The sequence below is a fragment of the Vibrio sp. VGrn 2 genome (genome assembly GCF_009361695.1).
Classification (GTDB): domain Bacteria; phylum Pseudomonadota; class Gammaproteobacteria; order Enterobacterales; family Vibrionaceae; genus Vibrio; species Vibrio diabolicus.
Genome location: NZ_RBWD01000001.1, coordinates 405,583 through 427,470, shown reverse-complemented (window position 1 = coordinate 427,470; position 21,888 = coordinate 405,583). Strand labels below are relative to the sequence as shown.

The window sequence follows — 21,888 nt, the reverse complement described above, 5'->3', positions numbered from 1 at the left end:
CACCTCTAAAAACGACTTACACTTTTTCAGTCAACAACCCGCTGTTGGCTGTGTGCTCAGCTAGGCGACGCAATACCACTAGCATTTCTTCATCAGGAATTTGACGAATCACGTCGCCCGTTTTGGCTTCGTAAATCGTCACCACATCTCTCCCGGATTCCTCATCCACTCGAAACGCGACTCCTTTGTTTATGGACATCACAAACTCATTCATTTGCGCGACCAATTTTTCACGTTCTTCTTTGTTCAGCTCTTGACGGCTTTCTGCCATCTCGATCGCTGCTTGAACAGAGAAGTCGTATTCGGTGTCTTTCGCTTTTTGCTGCGAAACCTCACCATTTGAATTTGCTGGGCTAGACGTGCCTATATCATTGCCATTTTTATTTGCAAACTTTGTGCCACTTGGCGTGCCGTAAGGCTGGATGTTCGATGCGTAGGAGGATATATCCATTACAATCTCCCTTCCACCTTATGGGCTAACGATAGAACCTATCGCTTTGGTGCCCCAGCACTAAGGTGTTTACCTCAGGCTGGGTCAACCACTTAGCCCAACAAGCTTAGCGCTGCAGATGGAGACTGCTTCGCTTGAGCCAGGATTGAAGTACTTGCTTGCTGAAGAATTTGCGACTTAGTCATCGCAGTGGTTTCTTTCGCGTAATCAGTATCTTTAATACGGCTGTTAGACGCATTAACGTTCTCGTTAATGTTGTCTAGGTTGCTGATTGCGTGGTTGAAGCGGTTTTGGAAAGCACCAAGTGACGCACGTTGGCTGTCTACTGACTTCAGGGCACCGTCGATAACAGCCACAGCTTCTTGAGAGCCTGCTACTGTTGTTACGTCGATGTCTTTCACTGTTACGTCTTTCGGACCGCCAAAGCCGATCTCGTCCGCTAGGTTGCCAGAGAACTCAACATCACCTTGAACTTTTTGAGAAGAAGCAAATACTTGTAGCTTGCCATCTTCACCAACAGACGCTTTTACATCATCGTTTTGACCGTTGATGTACGTTGCTAGCTGCTCAATGTCGTCGCCTTGTTTTGCGCTGATCGATAGCTCTTTCTCTTCACCTTGTTTGTTGGTGTAGCTCATTTTGAACTCAGTTTTCTCACCAACAGTCCAAGATGCATCTTTACCCTCTTCTGCTGCGTAGCTCTTGCCACCCATTGCAGAAGTGTCTGAGCGCAAGCTACCCATAGACAGCATCACTGCTTCACCTGAGTCTGCACCGATTTGGAAAGATTGCGTACCGTATGTACCGTTCAGCAACTTGTTACCACCGAAAGAGGTAGTTTCAGCAATACGGTTTAGCTCGTCATTTAGCGCTGTTACTTCTTCTTGGATCGCAACACGTTCTGCTTTTGAGTTAGAACCGTTCGCAGATTGAAGCGATAGGTCACGCATACGTTGTAGGATGTTGGTAGATTCATTCATTGCACCTTCAGCAACCTGTGCAATAGAAATACCGTCGTTTGCGTTTTTCACCGCCATGTCTAGGCCACGGCTTTGTGCATTCAAGCGGTTTGAAATCTGTAGACCTGCAGCATCGTCTTTCGCGCTATTGATTTTATAACCCGAAGACAAACGCTCCATTGATTTTTGTTGACCGTCAGCTGCCTGGTTTAGGTAACGCTGTGCAGTCATCGCAGAAACGTTAGTATTAACGTTAATCGCCATAATTGATCTCCTTAAGGCTTTAGTGAATGTACCGTCGTGTCTCTCACCTCACTTAGGTACATCTCATTTCTCTCAGTCCCTTTAACGGCGACCGATGAATATCCTTTAGAAGAAATTTTCAATTTTTTGCGATTATTTTCTTTGGCTTACTGAAATGTGATGAAGCTCTAATGTCGTGATTCGCAGAAATCCTGAGTCTCCAAAAGACAGAAAAAAACCCAGCCGAAGCTGGGTTTACTCGCTCATCTCTCACCACGAGCCAATGAGGTTCTCGTCTTAGGTTTGAAATTAACCTAGCAGACTTAGCGCTGAGTTTGGCGCTTGTTTCGCTTGCGCAAGGATTGAGCTTGACGCTTGCGATAGAATTTGTGACTTGGTCATTTGAGTCGTTTCTTTCGCGAAGTCAGTATCTTTGATACGGCTCTTCGACGCGTTCACATTCTCGTTAATGTTGTCCAAGTTGCTGATTGCATGGTTGAAACGGTTCTGGAATGCACCCAGTTCTGCGCGGTGGCTGTCTACGTATTTCAGTGCCGCATCGATGATAGCCACAGATTCCTGTGCGCCACCAACTGAGGTTACGTCGATAGTATCTACCGTCACTTTTTTACCTTCGCCCAAACCTAGCTCGCCAGATAGGCCGCCTGAAAACTCGACTTCGCCTTCGACTTTGTTGTTGCCAGCAAAGATTTGCAGTTTACCGTCTTGGTCTACTGATGCTTTCACTAGGTCAGTTTGACCGTTAATGTAAGTCGCAAGCTCTTCGATATCGTCACCTGCTTTTGCGCTGATGTTGATTTCTTGCTCTTGACCGTAGCTGTCCGTTAGGTTGATTTTTAGGTCGTTCTTACCTTCAGCAACGTTCCAGTCTTTACCTTTACCACTTTCAGCTTGGTAGCTCACACCGCCCATCATTTTGTTGTCTGAACGCATGTCTTTTAGCTCAAGCATCACGGCTTCACCGTTATCCGCACCGATTTGGAACGATTTCGCCCCGTGTGTGCCGTTTAGTAGCTTGTTACCACCGAAAGACGTGGTTTCTGCGATACGGTTTAGTTCGTCGTTTAGCGCGGTCACTTCTTCTTGAATCGCCACACGCTCTGATTTCGAGTTTGAGCCGTTTGCTGATTGTAGAGACAAGTCACGCATACGTTGAAGAATGTTAGTGGTCTCATTCATTGCACCTTCAGCGGTTTGTGCAATTGAGATACCGTCGTTCGCGTTGCGAACCGCCACATCCAAACCACGGCTTTGTACGTTCAAACGGTTCGAAATTTGTAGACCCGCAGCGTCATCTTTTGCGCTGTTGATTTTGAAACCCGAAGACAAACGCTCCATAGAAGTTTGTTGAGCTGAGTTTGCGTTGTTTAGGTAACGCTGAGCGGTCATCGCTGATACGTTAGTGTTTACATTCACTGCCATGGTGATTTCTCCAATTGATTTTCCGGTATAGCGGTTTCCGACGTCTCGGAAAACCAAGTAGTTCTCTCAAAGTTACTTTTATTAACGGCGCTCAAACTGATTTCTTTAGGGAATTTTTTGGATTTTTTTGGAAAAAGTTCATTTGGAGAAGGAATCGTGATGAAGCAGATAAAAAAGCAAAAAAACGTCAAATTTTCGCTAAAGCTTCTTTTCGAGTTGTCGATACAGGCAGGTTTTGCGTTAAATTCGAGCGAGGTCGATCATTAGCCAAGTAAGGTTAATGCTAGGTTTGGCGCTTGTTTTGCTTGTGCAAGAATAGAAGTACTGACCTGCTGCAAGATCTGCTGCTTCACCATTTGCGTGGTTTCTTTCGCGTAGTCAGTGTCTTGGATACGACTGTTGGAAGCGGCTAAATTTTCGTGGATGTTATCGAGATTATTGATCGCGTGATTAAAGCGGTTTTGATACGCGCCTAACTCAGCACGATGGCTATCAACGTACTTCATCGCAGTATCTAGGACGGCCACGGCTTGTTGCGCACCACCGACAGACGTAATGTCGATGTTATCAACCGCATCGTAACCTTTTAGCTGTAACCCCAGCTCACTCGCTAAGTCACCTGAAAACGATAAAGTGCCTGAAGTTTCTTCTCCAGCCATAAATAGCTGTAACTGACCTTCTTCATTCACCGATGCCGTGACTTTGTCAGTTTGACCATTGATATAAGTCGCAAGCTCTTCGATATCATCGCCAGCTTTGGCATTAATTTGAATGGTTTCCGTCTCACCAAAACGATTCGTAAATGACATACTAAGATCATTCGCACCGTCTTTTACTTTCCAATCAGAGCTTGCACGTCCGTTTGCAATGTAACTAAAGCCGCCCATATCAATGCCATCACTGCGCATCGACTTTAATTCAACTTGCACAGCTTCACCTGACGCTGCACCGATTTGAAATGCCGACTTACCAAAGCTGCCATTGAGCAGTTTACGCCCACCAAAGGAGGTCGTTTCGGCAATGCGGTTTAGCTCATCGTTAAGTGCCGTCACTTCTTCTTGCAGTGCAGTGCGTTCCGCTTTGCTGTTTGAACCATTGGCTGACTGTAGCGACAAATCACGCATACGTTGCATGATGTTAGTCACTTCATTCATCGCCCCTTCAGCGGTTTGCATTATAGAAATGCCGTCGTTCGCGTTACGTACCGCGACATCCAAACCGCGCATTTGCGATTGCAGACGGTTGGAGATTTGCAGACCTGCCGCGTCATCTTTTGCGCTGTTAATACGCTTCCCTGAAGACAAACGCTCCATGGATTGGTTCAGCATGTCAGTTGCACTGGTCAAATGACGTTGTGCGACAAGTGCTGCAACATTGGTATTAACGGTGATCGCCACGAATAAAGAGTCCTAAAATTAAGGCTTTGAGTACTTATCGACCAAGTAACAGAAAAGTTTAGTGTTTTTTGAAAAGAGATTGGAATAGAAATAGAAAACAAAAGCCCTCCAATTGGAGGGCTTAAGAAATAAAGTCTGAGAACTTACTTGATGGCTAGCTCTGCGAGCATTTCTTGTGAAGGAGCGAAGAAGTACGCACCAGTTACCGCTTTTGTGAAACGAAGCATTTGGTCTGTTTTACCATCTGTCACGCCGTACATACTTTCTAGCATCACTTTAATGTTATGAAGTGTATTACAGTAAGAGATAAACAGCAGGCCATGAGGCCCTGTTACCGTCCCGTATGGCAAGCTATGACGAACAATCTTGAGACCTTTTCCTTCTTCTTTAATATCAACGCGACCAACGTGTGATGCAGCAGGAACGTCTTCTAGCTCGATAGAATCTGGTTTGGTACGACCAATCACTTTTTCTTGCGCTTTGACATTCAAGCGATTCCAAGCGGCAAGGTTATGTTCGAAGCGTTGAGCCATGACATAACTACCTCCAGCAAATGGGCCCGCTTTTACTAGAGCCACATCAGCGCGAGCCTCCCCTTTCGGGTTTTCTGTCCCATCAATAAAGTCTGTCATATCACGAGCATCAAGGTAACGGTACCCATACGTTTCGTCCACAATGGTGACATCTTCTGCCGTCTCTTCTAGAAACTTACGCAGAACATAAAAGTGCAAGTCGTGACGAGTAGAGTGACAGTGAATCAGCACATCAACATCCGTTGCAGGCGCTGCGATGTCCCCTTCGCCAAGTTGAGTAAAATCAATAAGCTCTTCTGGCGCGTCTACATTGAGGTGTTGCCAAAACGATTTTGTGAATGCGATAGAAAGGGTCAGCGCCGCGCCTGGCTGGGTAATATTTAACTCTTCCACTAACTTTGGTAGTGCTTTCAGCTTATCCAATACGTTTTCACGGTTTTGGTTCACTTTAAGTTGAGTGTACAGTGCAAATGGCCCTGCTTCTGGCACGATCGCCGTTTGAGCTTGTGACATTGAGGTTTCCTCTATACTTTGCCCCGGTGTGGGAAGTTATTGTTTTTAATTCTTCGAAGGCTGCTCTTCATTGCGCTCCAATTGTGGCACATGAAAACAGTCTTTTACCCATCTTCCATTTAGAAGATAGATCATAAACCAAGCTAATAAGGTAATGGTAAGGGCGTTTGCCCAGTTGAATACACCATGTTCCAGATACACATGATACATGGTCTGAGCCAGTTGGATACCGCACAAGATCAAAGTGATCTCTCGACCATAGCGAGTAATTCTGTTTACCCATCCTCTATCGGGGTGACGGAGCCCCATCAACCACATGAGAAGCAGGCTTGGAATGCCCATAGCCAAACCCAAATACAGCGTACTTGAGTCTGGATAAACAATAGCGAGTAGCTTACTGCCACTATCACGACTTACGCCTGCCATCGCAAACACAACCCATGAACGTACAAGAAACATCCATCCAAACCATAAAATAATCGGCGCTTTTAAAAATCCATGGGCGTCATATTGGTCAAACGAGTAGCGCACAACATCTTCTTCTTAATGTGATAAAACGCCACTTTAACCTATCATTTCAGAGTTGCAAGCCAGCAAAGATGAGAACTAAAGTTCATTTCATCATCTTACACAGGTAAACTAAACAAAGATTTACAATGACGTTGATGAGAAACATGAAAAAAAGAACTCCAGCTACCCCAGCGCCTTCTCAAGAAACTCAAGCCGAAGCGATGAGAATTGCCAAATCCACACAGAAACCGGGGCAAACCAAAGAGCAAACCAAGCTGATCGCTCAAGGTATCGAAAAAGGCATCGCTCAATATAAGAAGCAGCAAAAAGAGCGCAATCGTCAAGCCGATAAAGCAAAGAAAAAACAGCAACGTGAAAAGCAACGTCAGCATGAAGAAGCTATCGAACAAGACAACATCACCAACGATGCGCCAAACTATGCATCAAGCAAACTGCCTTGGATACTGCTCGCTCTGAGCTGGATTGGCTTTGCTGCTTACATAGTATTGGGGAAATAGCTGATGAGACGCCTGTTACTTGGACTTTTTGTCGTACTTCTCTCTGGTTGCACGATGCCTTCTCACCTTACTCATGCTCAAAGCCAAGATGTTCATATTCGCATTGACGCTCAGTTCAACCCTGATCGATGCGAATACAAAGGCGAAGTCACCGGAAGCGAGGGTCATTGGTATAACTACATTTTTATGACTAATGACGCGATGATGCAAGGCGCGATGAATGATTTAAAAAACAATGCAGCGGCTATCGATGCGGATACCGTTTTTATGGTCTCCCCACAAGATTTTATCACCTCATTTAGCGTGCTGGGCTCCGCTTACCGCTGCAATGGATGACGCCTGAATATGAAAAAAGCCAGCAATTGCTGGCTTATGCACGAAATCCAAGACTGCTAGCGATATCTCTCTCCCGCTCTAGAACCCATTGGCTATCAAAAGGCCCCCAATCTGAAAGTTGATAATAGCCGTCATTATGACGTCGGCCATCTTGAACGAATATGAGTTCAATGCCGATCCCAGGTAACGCCTTGAGTACATCTTGAATTGTACGACGAGGCCACCCCGTTTTTTCGATCAACTTTGGCACATTCGGCCTTTCTAGGTTTTCCACCAACAAGGCCAAATATAGCCGCCTTGCAAAAACAGGACTCAATTCCATTGACACCTCCTAAAATTGTGCTGATTCATTATTTCGTTTTTGCTCAGCGAGATGTTGCGTTTGATCAATAACTCGACTTTTCCATTTGATTTAGACGATTTTTTATTCGATTTATAGTGCATTCATCGTAAATAAGTTACGTAACATCAGTTATCTCAATCTATCTGAAAATATTTTCCACCGCATTTTGTCAGTTTGATTGCTTCTTGATAGGATGCTATAGCAGCCCAAATCACTTAAGTGCGTCTTAACCGCGCCAGTGAAAAATAGAACAAAGAAAAAAGGAAACACTATGTCGATTACCATGTTTGGTATTCCCAACTGCGATACGATCAAAAAAGCCAAAAAATGGTTAGAAGCTGAGGATATTACTTACGACTTCCATGACTACCGTAAGCAAGGCGTTGATGTAGCTATGGTAAGCGAATTTTGTCGCGCTTTAGGTTGGGAACAGGTGCTCAACAAACGTGGCACGACCTACCGCCAACTGACACAAGAACAGAAAGACACGCTTAACGAAGAAAACGCGATCGCTCTTTTGGTAGAAAATCCGGCGATGATCAAGCGCCCAATTTTAAAAGTGAATGATCAACTTCATATCGGTTTTAAAGCTGATCAATACGCTACCATTTTCAACTCTTAAATAAAGGAATACTCAAGGATGACAGACAGTCCAGTATTGGCACTTGCTAAAGATCTGATCAGTAGACAATCTGTAACGCCGGAAGACGCAGGTTGTCAGGATTTGATGATCGAGCGCTTAAAAGCACTCGGGTTTGAAATTGAAGTGATGGTATTTGAAGACACCACGAACTTCTGGGCTCGCCGTGGTTCAGAAGCGCCACTATTTGCGTTCGCTGGCCACACCGATGTGGTACCTGCTGGCAAACTGGAGCACTGGGATACACATCCGTTTGAACCAACTATTATTGATGGTTACCTACACGGTCGCGGTGCAGCGGACATGAAAGGGTCGCTAGCTGCTATGGTCGTTGCTGTCGAACGCTTCATTGCAGAAAACCCAGACCACAAAGGCTCAATCGGCTTTCTAATTACGTCGGATGAAGAAGGACCATTTATCAATGGTACCGTTCGTGTTGTAGAAACGTTGATGGCACGTGGCGAAAATATCGACATGTGTATCGTCGGTGAACCATCCAGTACCGAAGTAGTTGGCGATGTGGTGAAAAATGGACGTCGCGGCTCTATTACGGGCGATTTGACGATAAAAGGAACACAAGGCCACGTGGCCTATCCTCATCTAGCCAATAACCCAGTGCACGAGTCTCTACTCGCGATTCATGAACTCGCGACGACAGAGTGGGACAAAGGAAATGATTATTTCCCACCAACCAGCTTCCAGATCCCGAACGTATCGGCTGGCACTGGTGCGTCTAACGTCATTCCTGGCGAGTTCCATGTTCAGTTCAACCTACGTTTTAGTACTGAGCTTAACAATGACGCAATTGTTCAGCGTGTTACCGAAACACTAGACAAGCATGAGCTGGACTACGAACTAAAATGGACATTCAACGGCGACCCATTCCTGACCGATACGGGCGCACTGCTAGACGCGGTTGTAGCTGCTGTGGCCGAAGTCAATGATACGAAGCCAGCGCTACTTACAACTGGCGGTACGTCTGATGGTCGCTTTATCGCTCGAATGGGTGGTCAAGTCGTAGAGTTAGGCCCTGTTAACGCTACGATTCATAAAGTGAACGAATGCGTGAAAGTGGACGATCTAGAAAAGTTGACTGACATGTACGAGAACACGTTGAAACACCTGTTAGCGAAGTAATCAGCGAGAACACCATGACACCAGAGCAACTCACCGGCACCACAGATTCTCATCTGCAATCCACTTTAGTGGGTCAAAAAGCGTTTCTACTCCATCCTGAAGTGGCTGACGATCTGCTAAAGATGATCAAAGCGGCAACAGAAGCAGGTTTTAAAATGGAAATCGCCAGTGGTTTTCGTGACTTCAACCGCCAAAAAGCGATCTGGAACGGGAAGTTTTCTGGTGAGTTGCCAGTTCTCGACGTCAACTCCCGCCCTTTAAACAAAGCAGAGTTAAATGACGAAGAGAAGTTGATGGCCATTTTGCGCTGGTCGGCACTGCCTGGAGGAAGTCGTCATCATTGGGGTTGTGATTTTGATGTCTATGCGCGCAATTTATTGCCTACTGACACCAAACTCAAGCTGGAACCTTGGGAGTACATTGAAGGCCACCAGCAAGCGTTCTACCAATGGTTAAAAGCCAACCTTGGTCGATTCGGCTTCTTCTTCCCTTATCAGCAAGATTTAGGTGGCGTTTCGATTGAGCCTTGGCACATTAGCCACCGCACTGTCGGGCAACAGTGCCTCGAGCAGTTGACGCTTGATGTACTCAGAAGCCAGTTGATTCAGCAAAATCAGACCGACAACATTGCAGGGATTGACGTCATACTGAATAATTTGGATAACGTCGTTGCCAAATTTATTCACAATATCACGCCGCCGGAGGCTCTATGATAGAAATACTCACCAACCCTTGGGTCATTATCATTGTAGTGTTGAGCGTGGTCATTGGTAACATTGCCGCACTCAAATACACCGCAAAAATGAAGTTTGGTCAGATGGATAAAAGCCGTAAGAACGATTTAGATAAGCTGAACACGTTGGATAAACAGCGCTCCGCTGACGAGGAGAGCAACAAAGACGAGCCTCGTTAGTTAAACACCTACTTTATCTCGACACACCGAATATAAGCATCAAAAAAGGGACCACTAGGTCCCTTTTCAATTATTGTGTAAACGTATCGCGTTAAGTTCGCTTTGGTTACTGCTTCACCGTCGCAGCCAATACAGGCGCTAGTGATTTCAAAAACTCTTCTTCTACTGGCTTACCAGAGGAATCCGTAATATTGATAGACGTACGGTTGCCTAAATCACCAAGTAAGAATGTGTACTTACCAGCGTCTAACTCCACTGGTTTAACGCCGATATCGTTCCAGAATTCATCATCCGGAGACGCATATTTCGCTGTGATTGTGCCCTGAGACTGGCTACGCTCTTCAATCTTAAAGCCCATCTTAGGTAGAATATTAGGCAAACGTTGCCAAAGCATGTTGTATTGCGCACGCGCGACAATCACAGGAAGCCCGCTGCGGTCTTTACCCATTGTAATTGGGATCTGTTTAACCAACTCTTGCGCTTTACGTTGTGCTTCTTCACGTACTTCTTGATCGTAGCGAGCGGTTACCAAGTTAGTCATGAACACATTGTAGCGCTCACGGTTGGTCGCCGTTACTTCTTTCACTTGATTGCCTTCACGCCAGTCAATAAGACTCACTTTAAAGCCGTGTCGACCATTAGCTTCAGCACGTACGATCTCATATCGGCTACCAATTTCCAGCTCTTCGTCTGGCGAATCCCACGTCACCCAACCCGTCTCGATACGAGAATCTGTTTGGCTTTCAACCGGAATCTCGTTGGCCGCAACCATGTTTTGTACGGTTTGCCAAACCTTGTCTAGTTCATCTTTACGAAGTAGCCAAAGTGTCACTTCACCATCACTACTGCGGTCCAGACGTGCACCAGGAATAAGCTCTAGGACTTGTTGAGGTGGACGAATGTCGACATCTTTACCTACACCACCAGCGTAGTTACCCTGAGGGATCTCATAGTTCGGGTAAAACTGTGGCTGTGCGCCTTGTGGGACATTCCACTCACCCAAATTGGGGGAGTTCAAATACTCGAAGTCATCTTTTGCTTGACGACGTTGATTGGCACCACCTGAACAGGCAGTCAATACGAATACAGCTAATGAACTTAACACTAACTGGCTTGAAAGCTTCATCTATACTCCTAAAACACCGAGGGCGCTTTGGCCCCCAGTATGAACTTCAATCCTAGTAACTCAATCTTAATAGCTCAATTTTAATAAATACCGGCGTCGGTTAACGCCTGTTCAACGATCGGCTGCGATTTTTCAGAAAGTGTGGTTAAAGGAAGACGCAAACCACCTTCTTCAATCAAACCAAGCTTTTGCGCTGCCCATTTTACTGGGATAGGGCTTGCTTCAATGAAAAGGTTTTTGTGTAGAGTCATCAAGCGTTGGTTAATCGCTTCTGCTTCTTCATACTTACCTTCACTTGCCAAATGGAACATGTCTGCCATGTCTTTAGCTGCAATATTGTTTGTTACCGAGATAACACCATTGCCGCCAAGTTTCACAAAATCGAGACCCGTCGCATCATCGCCACTTAGTAAGATAAAATCTTCGCCACAAAGTTCACGGTGAATTGCAATTCGGTCCAAATCGCCCGTTGCATCTTTTAAAGCCACGATATTATCAAGCTTTGACAAGCGTGCCACTGTTTCTGGCTGCATATCAACAGCAGTACGGCCTGGTACGTTGTATAAAATTAGAGGCACATCACTCGCTTCAGCAATTGCCTTGTAGTGCAAGAACAAACCTTCTTGAGTTGGTTTGTTGTAATACGGTGTCACACTCAGGAAGCCAGCAATACCAGAATCAGCCAGTAATTTGCTAAATGTTACTGCCTCGTGGGTTGCATTTGCACCCGTGCCAGCAATCACAGGGATGCGACCGTCGGCAAACTCAACAGTTTTATTAACGACCTTTACATGCTCTTCAATGGTCAGTGTCGCTGACTCACCTGTTGTGCCTACTGCCACAATACCGTCTGTACCCGCTTCAACGTGGTACTCTACTAGCTTTTGCAGACTGTCAAAGTCTACTTCGCCATCTGCTTTGAATGGCGTAATCAGCGCTACGATACTTCCTGAAAACATGTTTATCTCCCTCATTTAACTCTTTCTGCATGGTACTGTAATGCGATTGAAAAACACAAGAGCGTAAACTCGCTTACAAAGTACAAATGAATGAATAATTATCAGTTGTTAGAGGTCTAGCAACTTAATTGCTCTATTTGGTTTGATTAGCGGCAATATTGATAATCGTATTGGGCTTTCGAGTGACTTTAGAATCTATCAGTGATTTGGAAAATACTGAAGTGCACAAGCCAGGAAAATATACTCTTGGGTCGTGCTCACTAAGTCAGACCTGAGTGAATAAAAAGACCAAACAACACGCAAGCACATCATGCAAACGTTTTATTCCCTCAACTCCCTCGTTTACTGCTTGCCTTCGATCGTTCACCTCGAGAGCCAACCTGCTTTTTTGTAAACTAAAAAAAGAACTGACTCGATATTTCTCCGCAATATCTGTGCTAACATCTCTCTATTGAAGAAAGGACAAGAAGCTCATTTATGAAGCAACATCTGGTACTTACAGCAGTTGGAACGGACCGTCCAGGCATTTGTAACCAAGTCGTACACCTCGTTACTCAAGCCGGTTGTAACATAGTCGATAGCCGTATCGCTATCTTTGGAAGTGAATTTACGCTAATCATGCTCCTAACTGGGAACGCCAGCAGTGTGACTCGAGTAGAAACGCAATTGCCCCTACTTGGCCAAGAGCATGATCTGATTACGATTATGAAGCGTACGTCGGCGCACGAATTGCTCGACAACAGCTACACAATGGAAGTGTTTATTGAGTCTGAAGACCGCCCAGGTCTGACTGAAAAGTTTACTAAGTTCTTCGCGGATCAACAGATTGGTTTGGACTCTCTTAGCGCCCAAACTATCAGTAAGTCGAAAATTCAACTTGATGCCGACCAATTCCACATTGCGATTACCGCATCAGTAAGTGCGGATTGTAACTTAATGCAATTACAAGAAGATTTCGATGAACTTTGTCAGTCGCTCAACGTACAAGGTTCTCTGAATTTCATTAAAAACACACTATAAAGTAAAGGAAATCACCATGAATACGCTGACAGCAGGCTCGCCAGCGCCAGCCTTCTCTTTGCTCGACCAAGACGGAAATACCGTTTCTCTTGAAGACTTTAAAGGCAAGAAAGTACTTTTCTATTTTTACCCTAAGGCGATGACTCCGGGTTGTACTACACAAGCAAAAGGTCTTCGTGACATCAAAGCTGAACTCGATGCACACAACGTGGTGGTACTTGGCGTAAGCATCGACCCTGTAAAACGCCTAGGCAAATTCATCGAGCGTGATGATTTAAACTTCACCCTACTTTCTGACGAAGATCATGCCATTGCAGACCAATTTGGCGTTTGGGGCGAAAAGAAATTCATGGGTAAAGTATACGATGGTCTTCACCGCATTAGCTTCCTGATCAATGAAGAAGGCGTAATTGAACACGTGTTCAACAAGTTCAAAACCAAAGATCACCACGAAGTCGTATTAAATTACCTGAACGAAAACGCATAAGCGCGATCCGTTCTCAAATAACAAAAAGCCCAGCAAACTGCTGGGCTTTCTTTTGAGCATTGTACTTTGGTAACGCCTACTCTTGTTCGACTGGTTCGTTTTCTTCCGTACTTGGTAAGGCATGCCATACGGCTTTAACTAGTGTCGCCAACGGAATGGCGAAGAATACGCCCCAAAAACCCCACAAGCCACCGAAGACTAACACTGCCACAATGATGGCAACTGGGTGTAGATTTACCGCCTCGGAAAACAGAACAGGAACCAACACATTACCATCCAGCGCTTGGATAATACCGTAAGCAAGCAGCAACCAATAAAACGGAGGCGCAAGACCCCATTGGAACAGACCAACGATGGCGACAGGCACAGTTACAGCTGCCGCGCCGATATAAGGAATTAACACAGATAGACCGACAGCTACGGCAAGCAGCGCCGAATAGCGAAGATCTAAAATGGCAAAAGTCACGTAGCTCACGCCACCCACGATTAAAATCTCGAGCACTTTACCGCGAATGTAATTAGAGATCTGCTCGTTCATTTCATGCCAAACTTTATTCGCGAGTTTACGGTTTTTCGGCAAAACACCACTCGCGATTCTTAGCATCTCTTCTTTGTCTTTCAGTAAGAAGAAGATAAGTAGTGGCACTAAAATCAGGTATACCGCTAGCGTCGCAATACTGACTAATGACGCAAGTGAGCCTTTTACTACACTCTCACCAAGTCCCAACGCTTGGTTTTTGGCATTTGTCACCACGGTTTCTACAATTTCTAAGTTTGCTAACTCAGGATGACGTTCTGGTAGCGTGACAATAAACTTTTGTAACCCGTTGTACATGTTTGGAATATCGTTAATTAGATTACCGACCTGAGTCCAAATCGTCGGAACCAAACCAAACAAAGCGATCAACATCAATCCGACGAACATTAAGATCACGATGATGACCGACAAAGTGCGCGGCACGCCCATGCGACACATTTTTACGACTGGCCATTCAAGTAAATAAGCCAAAACGATCGCGACAAGCAATGGCGCAATCAAATGCCCAAAGAAGTAAATGGTGATAAAACCAAACAGCAAGATCGCGACGAGACTTACTGCATGAGGGTCTGAGAAACGTCGTTTATACCAACGACTAACCATTTCAAACATCTTATGCGGATTCCTTATTGAATACAGTCAATGTGTAGTGCTCTGATGTAGATTGGCAATCAACTGAGTACCCTTGGGCACTGAGATAGTTCACAATGTCTCGTTTAGAGCTGTTATCCACCACTTGAATAACAAGTTGATGATACTGCTGCGTTTCTCCTTGAAAGACTTCAGCAGCGTGACGCTTTGCAAGTAACAGTGCCATAGGGCAACGTTGTTCACGCAAATCAAGTAACATGGATTCCATTGTATTGCTCTGCACTTATGATAGGGTTGTATTGTAACGGCTTTTTGAGCTGGTGCTAGCACTTCTGACATGATTTAACCACATGCTGAAATGACTCGGATATAAAATAATTTACGAAACCAATTCATTTATTTCCGGTCTTATTGCTAGCTTATATCCTCGCGGATAACCAAAACGCATGTGGCGCTGTTGAGAGGTTCTCAGCCTCTAACCACATGCTTATGTATTTTGGAGAACCTTTTAAACGTATGTTAAAACGCACTCGCTCGCTAGTTTGCTTATGTCTTGCTGCTGCAATCAGTTCGCCGACAACTTATGCCAATAGCATTGACTTGCCAGACATTGGCACGGCTGCTGGTGGCACGCTCTCAATAGACCAAGAGTTGATTTACGGCGACGCCTATATGCGTATGCTCAGAGCCAGTAAACCTATCGTTAATGATCCTGTTATCAATGAGTATATTGACGCTCTCGGGCACAGATTAGTAGCAAATGCGAACGATGTAAAAACGCCGTTTCACTTCTTTATGATTCGCGACCGCAATATTAACGCGTTCGCGTTTTTTGGTGGTTACGTAGCGTTGCACTCTGGGTTGTTTCTTCATGCACGTTCAGAAAGCGAGTTAGCCTCTGTTGTTGCTCACGAGATTGCGCACGTCACACAACGCCACCTTGCGCGCAGCATGGAAGAGCAAGCACGTCGCTCTCCGGCCACATTAGCTGCACTCGCTGGCGCATTACTGCTTTCGATTGCCTCACCAGAAGCGGGGATGGCTGCAATTACGGCGGCAACCGCAGGTAACATGCAAAGCCAAATCAACTACACTCGCGCGAATGAAAAAGAAGCGGATCGCTTTGGTATTTCAACACTGGCAAAAGCTGGTTTTGATGTTCAAGCAATGCCACGTTTTTTTGGCCGTCTTGCAGATGAATATCGTTATGCGAGTAAACCGCCGCCAATGCTACTGACTCACCCACTACCTGAAGATCGAATTACTGATAGCCGTGCACGAGCAAGGACCTATCCACCAATGCGAGTTGTGCCTTCGATAGACTATCACCTAGCGCGTGCGCGCATTGTGGCTCGTTACGCTGGCATTGATGGACAAGCTGCTTTGGGCTGGTTTGAGCGAACTCAAAAGAAAGCCTCTGCGGACATCACACCTGCTTTTGACTATGGGCGAGCACTCGTACATTTAGACAGCAAACGCTTGTCTCAAGCGGAACCTATTTTGAAAAAGTTGCTGGAGCAGGACCCAAGTAACCCGTTCTACCTGGATGCTATGACGGATTTATATATCGAGAAGAAGCAGCCAGAAAAAGCAACCGATATGCTCCGTAAAGCGTTATCTCGGAACCCTCAAAATAAAGTATTGACCATTAACTATGCCAATGCGCTACTTGAGGACAATAAAAACGATCAAGCCACGCGAGTTCTTCAAAGATACACTCATGATTATCCTGAAGATACAAATGGCTGGCACCTAATATCGAAGAGCTACCACGCGCTAGGACGTAGTGATGAAGAGTTGGCTGCGCGAGCGGAAATTTTGGCGTTGCGAGCAAACTGGAATAAAGCGATTCAATATTATAGTGAAGCAAGTAAAATGGCCAAGTTGGGCAGCTTAGAGCAAGCTCGATACGATGCCCGTATTGACCAACTTATGATCCAAAGAGATCGATTCATGGCATTACAATAACGAAATGGAGAAAACCATGTCAGTCGTGATTTATCACAACCCTCGTTGCTCAAAGAGCCGTCAAACACTTGAACTGCTTGAGCAAAATGGTGTTACACCGGAAGTCGTCAAATACCTAGACACACCACTTAACGTAGATGAGCTAAAAGCGCTGTACGCACAACTTGGCTTTTCATCTGTACGTGAAATGATGCGCACCAAAGAAAGCGAATACAAAGAACTTGGCCTAGGCGAAGACTCTGTTAGCGATGAGCAATTGTTCGAAGCAATGGCGAAAAATCCAAAATTATTTGAGCGTCCGGTGGTAGTTGCCAACGGCAAAGCGAAAATTGGTCGACCACCAGAGCAAGTGTTGGATATTCTATAAATGGATTGCCAGATCCTTATTTTGTATTTCAGCCGTCACGGCTCGACAAAACAACTGGCAAGACAGATAGCAAGAGGAGTCGAATCGACTCCTCAATGCCAAGCAATTTTGCGTACAGTTGAAGAATTGTCACCTCACTCACACTCCCCTTCTGATCCAATTGTTACTCTAGAGGAACTGAAAACGTGCGACGGTCTAGCGTTTGGCAGTCCCGTCTGGTTTGGCAACATGGCTGCGCCTTTAAAGCACTTCTGGGATCAGACTACATCTTTATGGGTCAGTGGTGACTTAATCGATAAGCCAGCTTGTGTCTTTACCTCTTCCTCTTCGATGCATGGCGGTCAAGAAACAACGTTACAAAGCATGATGACCCCTTTGTTGCATCACGGGATGATGGTTTTGGGCATTCCTTATGCCGAACCAGAGCTACACACTACGCAGTCCGGAGGCACTCCGTATGGCGCCAGCAGTGTAGGCCATGAGGCAACCCTCAGCAGTGAAGAGATTCGTCTGGCACAACAATTAGGCAAAAGGCTGGCAACTGCAGCGTTAAAACTAAAAGTCTGTTAGTAAAATCAAGGATAGTTAATCGATGTCTGACTCTTTAGACCAAACACCACTCGGTACACAGGCTAAAACCTATCGTTACCTGGCTTTATTTGGCAACTTAGCCTTATTGGCCTGGGTCGCTATTTGGCAGCTTGCGTTGTCCCCTCACCCTCACCTCAGCAGCACAACACTTGCTATTGCTTGGTGTATTCCGCTATTACTTCCGTTGCCTGGTATTTTGGCCGGCAAGCCTTACACTCATGCTTGGGCTAACTTTGTTCTTATGCTGTATTTCTTGCATGCGCTGACCATTCTTTATGTGGATGGCGGAGAACGTTGGCTTGCGGCAGTAGAGTTGCTCCTGACTTCACTCGGTTTCGCTGGCAATATTTTGTTTGCTAGAGCGAGAGGCAAAGAGCTAGGTCTTAAGTTGAAGCGCCTCTCTCAAGTAGAAAAAGAAGAAAAAGCGAAATTCAATAAATAACGCCAATCGCAATCAATCACTGAGCATTGGTTCGAATACGAATTTAGAAAACAAAAAGAGTCGCTATTGCGACTCTTTTTTACGCTTACCACATTGGTGTTTGATCCTTGCGCTTTACGCCTGGAAAGCTATCAATGCGATTACGATGCCGAGCGCCACTCGTAGATCAAGTCATACTGTTCTCGGACAGGCTTCACAATCATCGGCTGAATTGGTTGCGTTTCGTCCTTTGCTTCCGCTGCGATATCCGCATGCACTTCAGACTGCACTTTTTCTACCATAGCTGTATCTTTCGCTTCATTCATCGGAGCAATTGGCTCTGCTTCTTGAGTTAAAGCTGGGGCATCAACTTCACCTAAAGGATCTTCAAAAACCATTAATTGAGAAATAGAAGAAGCTTCTTTCTCAAAAGCTTGTTGAGATGCCAAAAGATGGATGTTGAGCGTCAGCTCATCACCTTGGACACGCTTAATTTCCGTACCCGCAACCGAATTAAGTTGTTTTAACGCATTCTCTAAACGGAAGAAGTCCGTGGCAGACGTTACATTAAGGACTTTCACCGCCAACGCTTTTGAAGATTTTCCAGATACTACCACTGCGCTCTTACTCGCGTAGTAGTCAGCGATGCCATCAACCATCTCAGCAATGGCATTGGCGCCTGATGCGGAACCGTTACGCGGAGAGCGCTGTGCTTCAACAATTCTCATTGGTGATTGATCGTATAACGTCCAGCGAATTTGTTCACCTTGAGCGCGCACAACTAAAACAGCATCCGCTGGGTATCGCTGGCTGGCTTGGCCAATAGGCTCAATAAAGCCGCCCCAAAGATCAGAAACATTCACACCAGTTACATCATCAAAATCACCAACCGGGATCGTGATCGGCAAGCCTCTCGATTTCGCAGCACTGCGAAGTGCTACAACGTTTGAAGAGTCGGAATGCTCCCAAGCAATATTACGATCGTAGCCCTGCTCTTCCACCATCCAAACCAAAATATTGGCGCGATTTGGCGACCAAGATGGCAATTGTGCTTGTGTTAAAAGCGAGCTGATTTGGTCGCTGTTAAACAACATTTTTAAGCTCGCTTTTCCATCAACCTGCCCATAACTCAGTTGGGAAATGTAACGCGCACTTGAACCAAGTGCCTTTTTAATCACTGGATTGCTTAAAGAGGATTGAGAACCGGTCGCTCGAACAATCACATCCTGCATACCTTGTTGACGAGCCAGAGACTCACCGTCGTTCTGCTCACTGTCGATAACCACTTCGGCACGATAGATATCCACCTGAGTTAATGCATATACTGGTAGGGACAACCAACCTATCAGTAAGAGAGCTAAATAGCGCATAGTTTTTATAATCCTCTGAACAAGAACCCGAATAATAAGCAACTATCAAATCTTGAGCAAGGTAAGTACTGAGTAAATTGTCTGTATTATGACCAGCTTTGTTAACTCGGGTCTCAACGAGCACTCTAATGTTGTTTTTCATAATAAACTCATTGCTTATCCAGCTATCTCAACGAGTTAGACAGTTCATTTTTCTTCGTCACGCAAGACTCGTAAAAGAGACCAATTTGCAAGCAACTAACTCTCAAAAATGCTATTTATGGGAAAGATTCAATCGAAAGTTTGATCCATGCAACGTTGCAAACGATTGCAGGATGATAGTATTCGCCGGATTTGTCTGCGTATCTTGAAAATAGGGAATTATTATGAAAAACGCGTTACAAGGCGCTCAAATGCTCTTTGTCGCTTTTGGTGCTTTGGTGCTTGTGCCGCTGCTAACTGGCCTTGATCCAAATGTCGCCCTCTTTGGTGCCGGTGTCGGTACTCTCCTCTTCCAATTAATGACTAAACGTTCTGTTCCCATCTTCCTTGCCTCTTCTTTTGCGTTTATTGCTCCTATTATGTTCGGTATCCAAACTTGGGGTATCGGCGCAACGATGGGCGGCTTAATGGCAGCGGGCCTGGTTTATGTGGCTCTAGGGGCGATGATCAAAGTGCGTGGTGTTGGATTTATCCATAAAATTCTCCCGCCTGTTGTCGTTGGTCCTGTGATCATGGTGATTGGTCTTGGCCTTGCTCCAACAGCAGTGAACATGGCGGTAGGTAAAACCGGTGATGGTGCTGCACAGCTTGTTAATGGTGATGCTGCGATCATCATCTCGGCGGTCTCACTGCTCACAACCATTGTACTAAGCGTGTTTGCAAAAGGCTTCTTGAAGCTCGTTCCTATTGTTGGTGGTATTCTTGCTGGTTACTCTGTTTCTCTATTCTACGGGGTGGTTGATTTCACTCCTGTAACACAAGCGGCTTGGCTAGCTATGCCAAACTTCACCGCGCCAGAGTTCAACATAAACGCAATCTTGTTCATGATTCCTGTCGCTATCGCACCTGCGGTAGAGCACGTAGGTGACATGCTTGCTATCTCAAACGTTACAGGTAAAAACTACCTGAAAAAACCTGGCCTTCATCGCACAATCGCAGGTGACGGGGTGGCAACTATCGCAGCCTCGATGGTGGGTGCTCCACCAAACACCACTTACAGTGAAGTTACAGGAGCGGTAATGCTAACCAAAGCATTTAACCCTGTGATCATGACTTGGGCTGCGATCACTGCAATCGTACTTGCATTGGTAGGTAAGCTAGGCGCGGTTCTTCAAACGATTCCAGTACCTGTCATGGGCGGTATCATGATTCTGCTGTTCGGCTCTATCGCCACGGTAGGCCTTAATACACTGATCAAGAATAACGTTGATTTACATAAGTCTCGTAACCTAGTGATCGTTGCCGTAACACTTGTATTTGGTATTGGCGGTATGGCTTTCGGTATTGGCGAGTTCAGCCTACAAGGTGTGAGCCTATGCGGTATCGTGGCAATTATTCTTAACCTTGTGCTACCAAACGATTTAGGTGAAAACCACGTTGTAGATAACGCACAAATGGAAGAAGAGAACGCGAAATAGTGCGTCTGCGCTGCTTTACTGAGGGCGCATTTTATTCTTCTCGTATTATAGATATAAAAAAGGCTTGGTTTTCACCAAGCCTTTGTTTTTTCTGTTCAGTCGTAGTAATACATTAAAGAATTACTTAGTACCGAAGATCTTATCACCTGCATCACCTAGACCCGGTACGATGTAGCCTTTGTCATTTAGCTTCTCATCGATTGCCGCAGTGTATAGCTCCACATCTGGGTGTGCTTTTTCTAGCGCTTCAATACCTTCTGGTGCAGCAACAAGTACTAACACTTTGATTTGGTTACAACCTTTCTCTTTTAGAAGATCAATCGTAGCAATCATAGAACCACCCGTTGCAAGCATTGGGTCAACAACAAGCGCAATACGCTCATCGATGTTAGAAGCAAGCTTGTTGAAGTAAGGAACTGGCTCAAGTGTTTCTTCATCACGGTAAATACCAACAACACTGATACGTGCGCTTGGCATGTGCTCAAGAACACCGTCCATCATGCCTAGACCTGCACGTAGGATTGGTACTACGGTTACTTTTTTACCTTTAATTTGGTCTACTTCTACCGGACCGTTCCAACCATCAATGGTCACTTTTTCTGTTTCAAAGTCTGACGTTGCTTCGTAAGTAAGTAGGCTACCGACCTCAGTCGCTAACTCACGAAAACGTTTTGTGCTGATGTCACCTTCTCTCATTAGACCAATTTTATGTTTTACTAGAGGGTGCTTTACTTCAACAACTTTCATGTCCATCTCCGGCTATAGTTGGCAATATTTAAACAAACCTTCAGATTATACATGATTTTTACAGGGATATCAGGATAAATCACTAAAGAAAAAAACAGACGCAAACGTTTGCTATCTATGTTTAAGCACTGTTAGAATAGCGCCGTTT

General features: G+C 45.3%; 26 protein-coding genes. 13 read left to right on the top strand and 13 right to left on the bottom strand.

Features of this window, described 5'->3' with window-relative positions; all coding sequences use genetic code 11:
- Positions 1–16: 16 nt before the first annotated feature.
- The 6 genes from flaG to D8S93_RS02040 all read right to left on the bottom strand — a co-directional run bounded on the left by flaG (position 17) and on the right by D8S93_RS02040 (position 6,070).
- The gene (gene flaG / locus D8S93_RS02070; RefSeq protein ID WP_054868346.1) at positions 17–451 is read right to left on the bottom strand and encodes a flagellar protein FlaG; all 435 of its coding nucleotides are present in this window, start codon (positions 449–451) and stop codon (positions 17–19) included.
- Positions 452–543: 92 nt separating this feature from the next.
- Positions 544–1,674, bottom strand: a complete 1,131-nt coding sequence (locus D8S93_RS02065; protein ID WP_006741693.1) for a flagellin — start codon at positions 1,672–1,674, stop codon at positions 544–546.
- Between the two features lie 288 nt (positions 1,675–1,962).
- Positions 1,963–3,096: a flagellin gene (locus D8S93_RS02060; protein ID WP_005393103.1), complete on the bottom strand. Its 1,134-nt coding sequence runs from the start codon at positions 3,094–3,096 to the stop codon at positions 1,963–1,965.
- A gap of 263 nt (positions 3,097–3,359) precedes the next feature.
- Positions 3,360–4,493, bottom strand: a complete 1,134-nt coding sequence (locus D8S93_RS02050) for a flagellin (protein ID WP_046875529.1) — start codon at positions 4,491–4,493, stop codon at positions 3,360–3,362.
- 143 nt (positions 4,494–4,636) lie between these two features.
- A complete protein-coding gene (locus tag D8S93_RS02045; protein ID WP_152811790.1) occupies positions 4,637–5,539 on the bottom strand; it encodes a Dyp-type peroxidase in 903 nt (300 codons plus the stop codon).
- 45 nt (positions 5,540–5,584) lie between these two features.
- On the bottom strand, positions 5,585–6,070 hold the full coding sequence (locus D8S93_RS02040) for a DUF2919 domain-containing protein (protein WP_012841521.1): 486 nt from the start codon (positions 6,068–6,070) through the stop codon (positions 5,585–5,587).
- Between the two features lie 143 nt (positions 6,071–6,213).
- On the opposite strand from D8S93_RS02040, the gene D8S93_RS02035 reads away from it, so the two are divergent.
- Both D8S93_RS02035 and D8S93_RS02030 read left to right on the top strand, forming a co-directional pair.
- Positions 6,214–6,567 (top strand): DUF2956 domain-containing protein, encoded by a 354-nt coding sequence (locus D8S93_RS02035; RefSeq protein ID WP_139060392.1) that lies wholly within the window; start codon positions 6,214–6,216, stop codon positions 6,565–6,567.
- A gap of 3 nt (positions 6,568–6,570) precedes the next feature.
- Entirely contained in the window at positions 6,571–6,903 is a 333-nt protein-coding gene (locus tag D8S93_RS02030; RefSeq protein ID WP_081441201.1) for a DUF4156 domain-containing protein, read from the top strand.
- A 34-nt stretch (positions 6,904–6,937) separates the two neighbouring features.
- On the opposite strand, the gene D8S93_RS02025 is transcribed toward D8S93_RS02030, so the two are convergent.
- Complete coding sequence (locus D8S93_RS02025; protein ID WP_005380433.1) at positions 6,938–7,225, bottom strand: winged helix-turn-helix domain-containing protein; 288 nt, start codon at positions 7,223–7,225, stop codon at positions 6,938–6,940.
- Between the two features lie 292 nt (positions 7,226–7,517).
- On the opposite strand from D8S93_RS02025, the gene D8S93_RS02020 reads away from it, so the two are divergent.
- The 4 genes from D8S93_RS02020 to D8S93_RS02005 are packed head-to-tail and all read left to right on the top strand — an operon-like array spanning position 7,518 to position 9,936.
- Positions 7,518–7,868, top strand: coding sequence for an ArsC family reductase (locus D8S93_RS02020; RefSeq protein ID WP_048625863.1), 351 nt, complete (start codon positions 7,518–7,520; stop codon positions 7,866–7,868).
- A gap of 18 nt (positions 7,869–7,886) precedes the next feature.
- Complete coding sequence (dapE, locus tag D8S93_RS02015; RefSeq protein WP_152811788.1) at positions 7,887–9,023, top strand: succinyl-diaminopimelate desuccinylase; 1,137 nt, start codon at positions 7,887–7,889, stop codon at positions 9,021–9,023.
- A gap of 14 nt (positions 9,024–9,037) precedes the next feature.
- Entirely contained in the window at positions 9,038–9,736 is a 699-nt protein-coding gene (locus D8S93_RS02010; protein WP_048625865.1) for a M15 family metallopeptidase, read from the top strand.
- The gene (locus D8S93_RS02005) at positions 9,733–9,936 is read left to right on the top strand and encodes a DUF2897 family protein (protein WP_012841517.1); all 204 of its coding nucleotides are present in this window, start codon (positions 9,733–9,735) and stop codon (positions 9,934–9,936) included. The genes D8S93_RS02010 and D8S93_RS02005 overlap by 4 nt, the downstream gene beginning before the upstream one ends.
- A gap of 106 nt (positions 9,937–10,042) precedes the next feature.
- Here D8S93_RS02005 and bamC read toward each other — a convergent pair whose 3' ends face one another.
- Together bamC and dapA are read right to left on the bottom strand one after the other, a co-directional pair.
- Complete coding sequence (bamC, locus tag D8S93_RS02000) at positions 10,043–11,062, bottom strand: outer membrane protein assembly factor BamC (protein ID WP_006741687.1); 1,020 nt, start codon at positions 11,060–11,062, stop codon at positions 10,043–10,045.
- 80 nt (positions 11,063–11,142) lie between these two features.
- The gene (gene dapA, locus D8S93_RS01995; protein WP_012841516.1) at positions 11,143–12,021 is read right to left on the bottom strand and encodes a 4-hydroxy-tetrahydrodipicolinate synthase; all 879 of its coding nucleotides are present in this window, start codon (positions 12,019–12,021) and stop codon (positions 11,143–11,145) included.
- A 477-nt stretch (positions 12,022–12,498) separates the two neighbouring features.
- On the opposite strand from dapA, the gene D8S93_RS01990 reads away from it, so the two are divergent.
- Both D8S93_RS01990 and bcp read left to right on the top strand, forming a co-directional pair.
- Positions 12,499–13,041, top strand: a complete 543-nt coding sequence (locus D8S93_RS01990) for a glycine cleavage system protein R (RefSeq protein ID WP_012841515.1) — start codon at positions 12,499–12,501, stop codon at positions 13,039–13,041.
- Between the two features lie 16 nt (positions 13,042–13,057).
- Complete coding sequence (bcp, locus tag D8S93_RS01985; protein ID WP_152811786.1) at positions 13,058–13,528, top strand: thioredoxin-dependent thiol peroxidase; 471 nt, start codon at positions 13,058–13,060, stop codon at positions 13,526–13,528.
- Between the two features lie 76 nt (positions 13,529–13,604).
- On the opposite strand, the gene D8S93_RS01980 is transcribed toward bcp, so the two are convergent.
- Both D8S93_RS01980 and D8S93_RS01975 read right to left on the bottom strand, forming a co-directional pair.
- Complete coding sequence (locus D8S93_RS01980) at positions 13,605–14,678, bottom strand: AI-2E family transporter (protein WP_006741685.1); 1,074 nt, start codon at positions 14,676–14,678, stop codon at positions 13,605–13,607.
- Position 14,679: 1 nt separating this feature from the next.
- A complete protein-coding gene (locus D8S93_RS01975; protein ID WP_046875522.1) occupies positions 14,680–14,916 on the bottom strand; it encodes a sulfurtransferase TusA family protein in 237 nt (78 codons plus the stop codon).
- Between the two features lie 257 nt (positions 14,917–15,173).
- Between D8S93_RS01975 and D8S93_RS01970 the strand changes: the two genes are divergently transcribed.
- From D8S93_RS01970 to D8S93_RS01960, 4 genes are read left to right on the top strand one after another with little or no spacing between them, the layout of a single operon-like run.
- Complete coding sequence (locus D8S93_RS01970; protein WP_046875521.1) at positions 15,174–16,625, top strand: tetratricopeptide repeat protein; 1,452 nt, start codon at positions 15,174–15,176, stop codon at positions 16,623–16,625.
- A 16-nt stretch (positions 16,626–16,641) separates the two neighbouring features.
- Positions 16,642–16,992, top strand: coding sequence for an arsenate reductase (glutaredoxin) (gene arsC / locus D8S93_RS24800; RefSeq protein ID WP_005380410.1), 351 nt, complete (start codon positions 16,642–16,644; stop codon positions 16,990–16,992).
- Positions 16,993–17,562, top strand: a complete 570-nt coding sequence (gene wrbA / locus D8S93_RS24795; RefSeq protein ID WP_012841512.1) for an NAD(P)H:quinone oxidoreductase — start codon at positions 16,993–16,995, stop codon at positions 17,560–17,562.
- A 22-nt stretch (positions 17,563–17,584) separates the two neighbouring features.
- Positions 17,585–18,025 (top strand): DUF2069 domain-containing protein, encoded by a 441-nt coding sequence (locus D8S93_RS01960; RefSeq protein WP_012841511.1) that lies wholly within the window; start codon positions 17,585–17,587, stop codon positions 18,023–18,025.
- A 140-nt stretch (positions 18,026–18,165) separates the two neighbouring features.
- On the opposite strand, the gene D8S93_RS01955 is transcribed toward D8S93_RS01960, so the two are convergent.
- Positions 18,166–19,374: a DUF2066 domain-containing protein gene (locus tag D8S93_RS01955; protein ID WP_152811784.1), complete on the bottom strand. Its 1,209-nt coding sequence runs from the start codon at positions 19,372–19,374 to the stop codon at positions 18,166–18,168.
- 365 nt (positions 19,375–19,739) lie between these two features.
- Here D8S93_RS01955 and D8S93_RS01950 point away from each other — a divergent pair, with 365 nt between their 5' ends.
- Positions 19,740–20,993 (top strand): uracil-xanthine permease family protein, encoded by a 1,254-nt coding sequence (locus D8S93_RS01950; RefSeq protein WP_047008859.1) that lies wholly within the window; start codon positions 19,740–19,742, stop codon positions 20,991–20,993.
- Positions 20,994–21,113: 120 nt separating this feature from the next.
- Here D8S93_RS01950 and upp read toward each other — a convergent pair whose 3' ends face one another.
- The gene (gene upp / locus D8S93_RS01945) at positions 21,114–21,740 is read right to left on the bottom strand and encodes a uracil phosphoribosyltransferase (RefSeq protein WP_041852906.1); all 627 of its coding nucleotides are present in this window, start codon (positions 21,738–21,740) and stop codon (positions 21,114–21,116) included.
- Positions 21,741–21,888 lie beyond the last annotated feature (148 nt).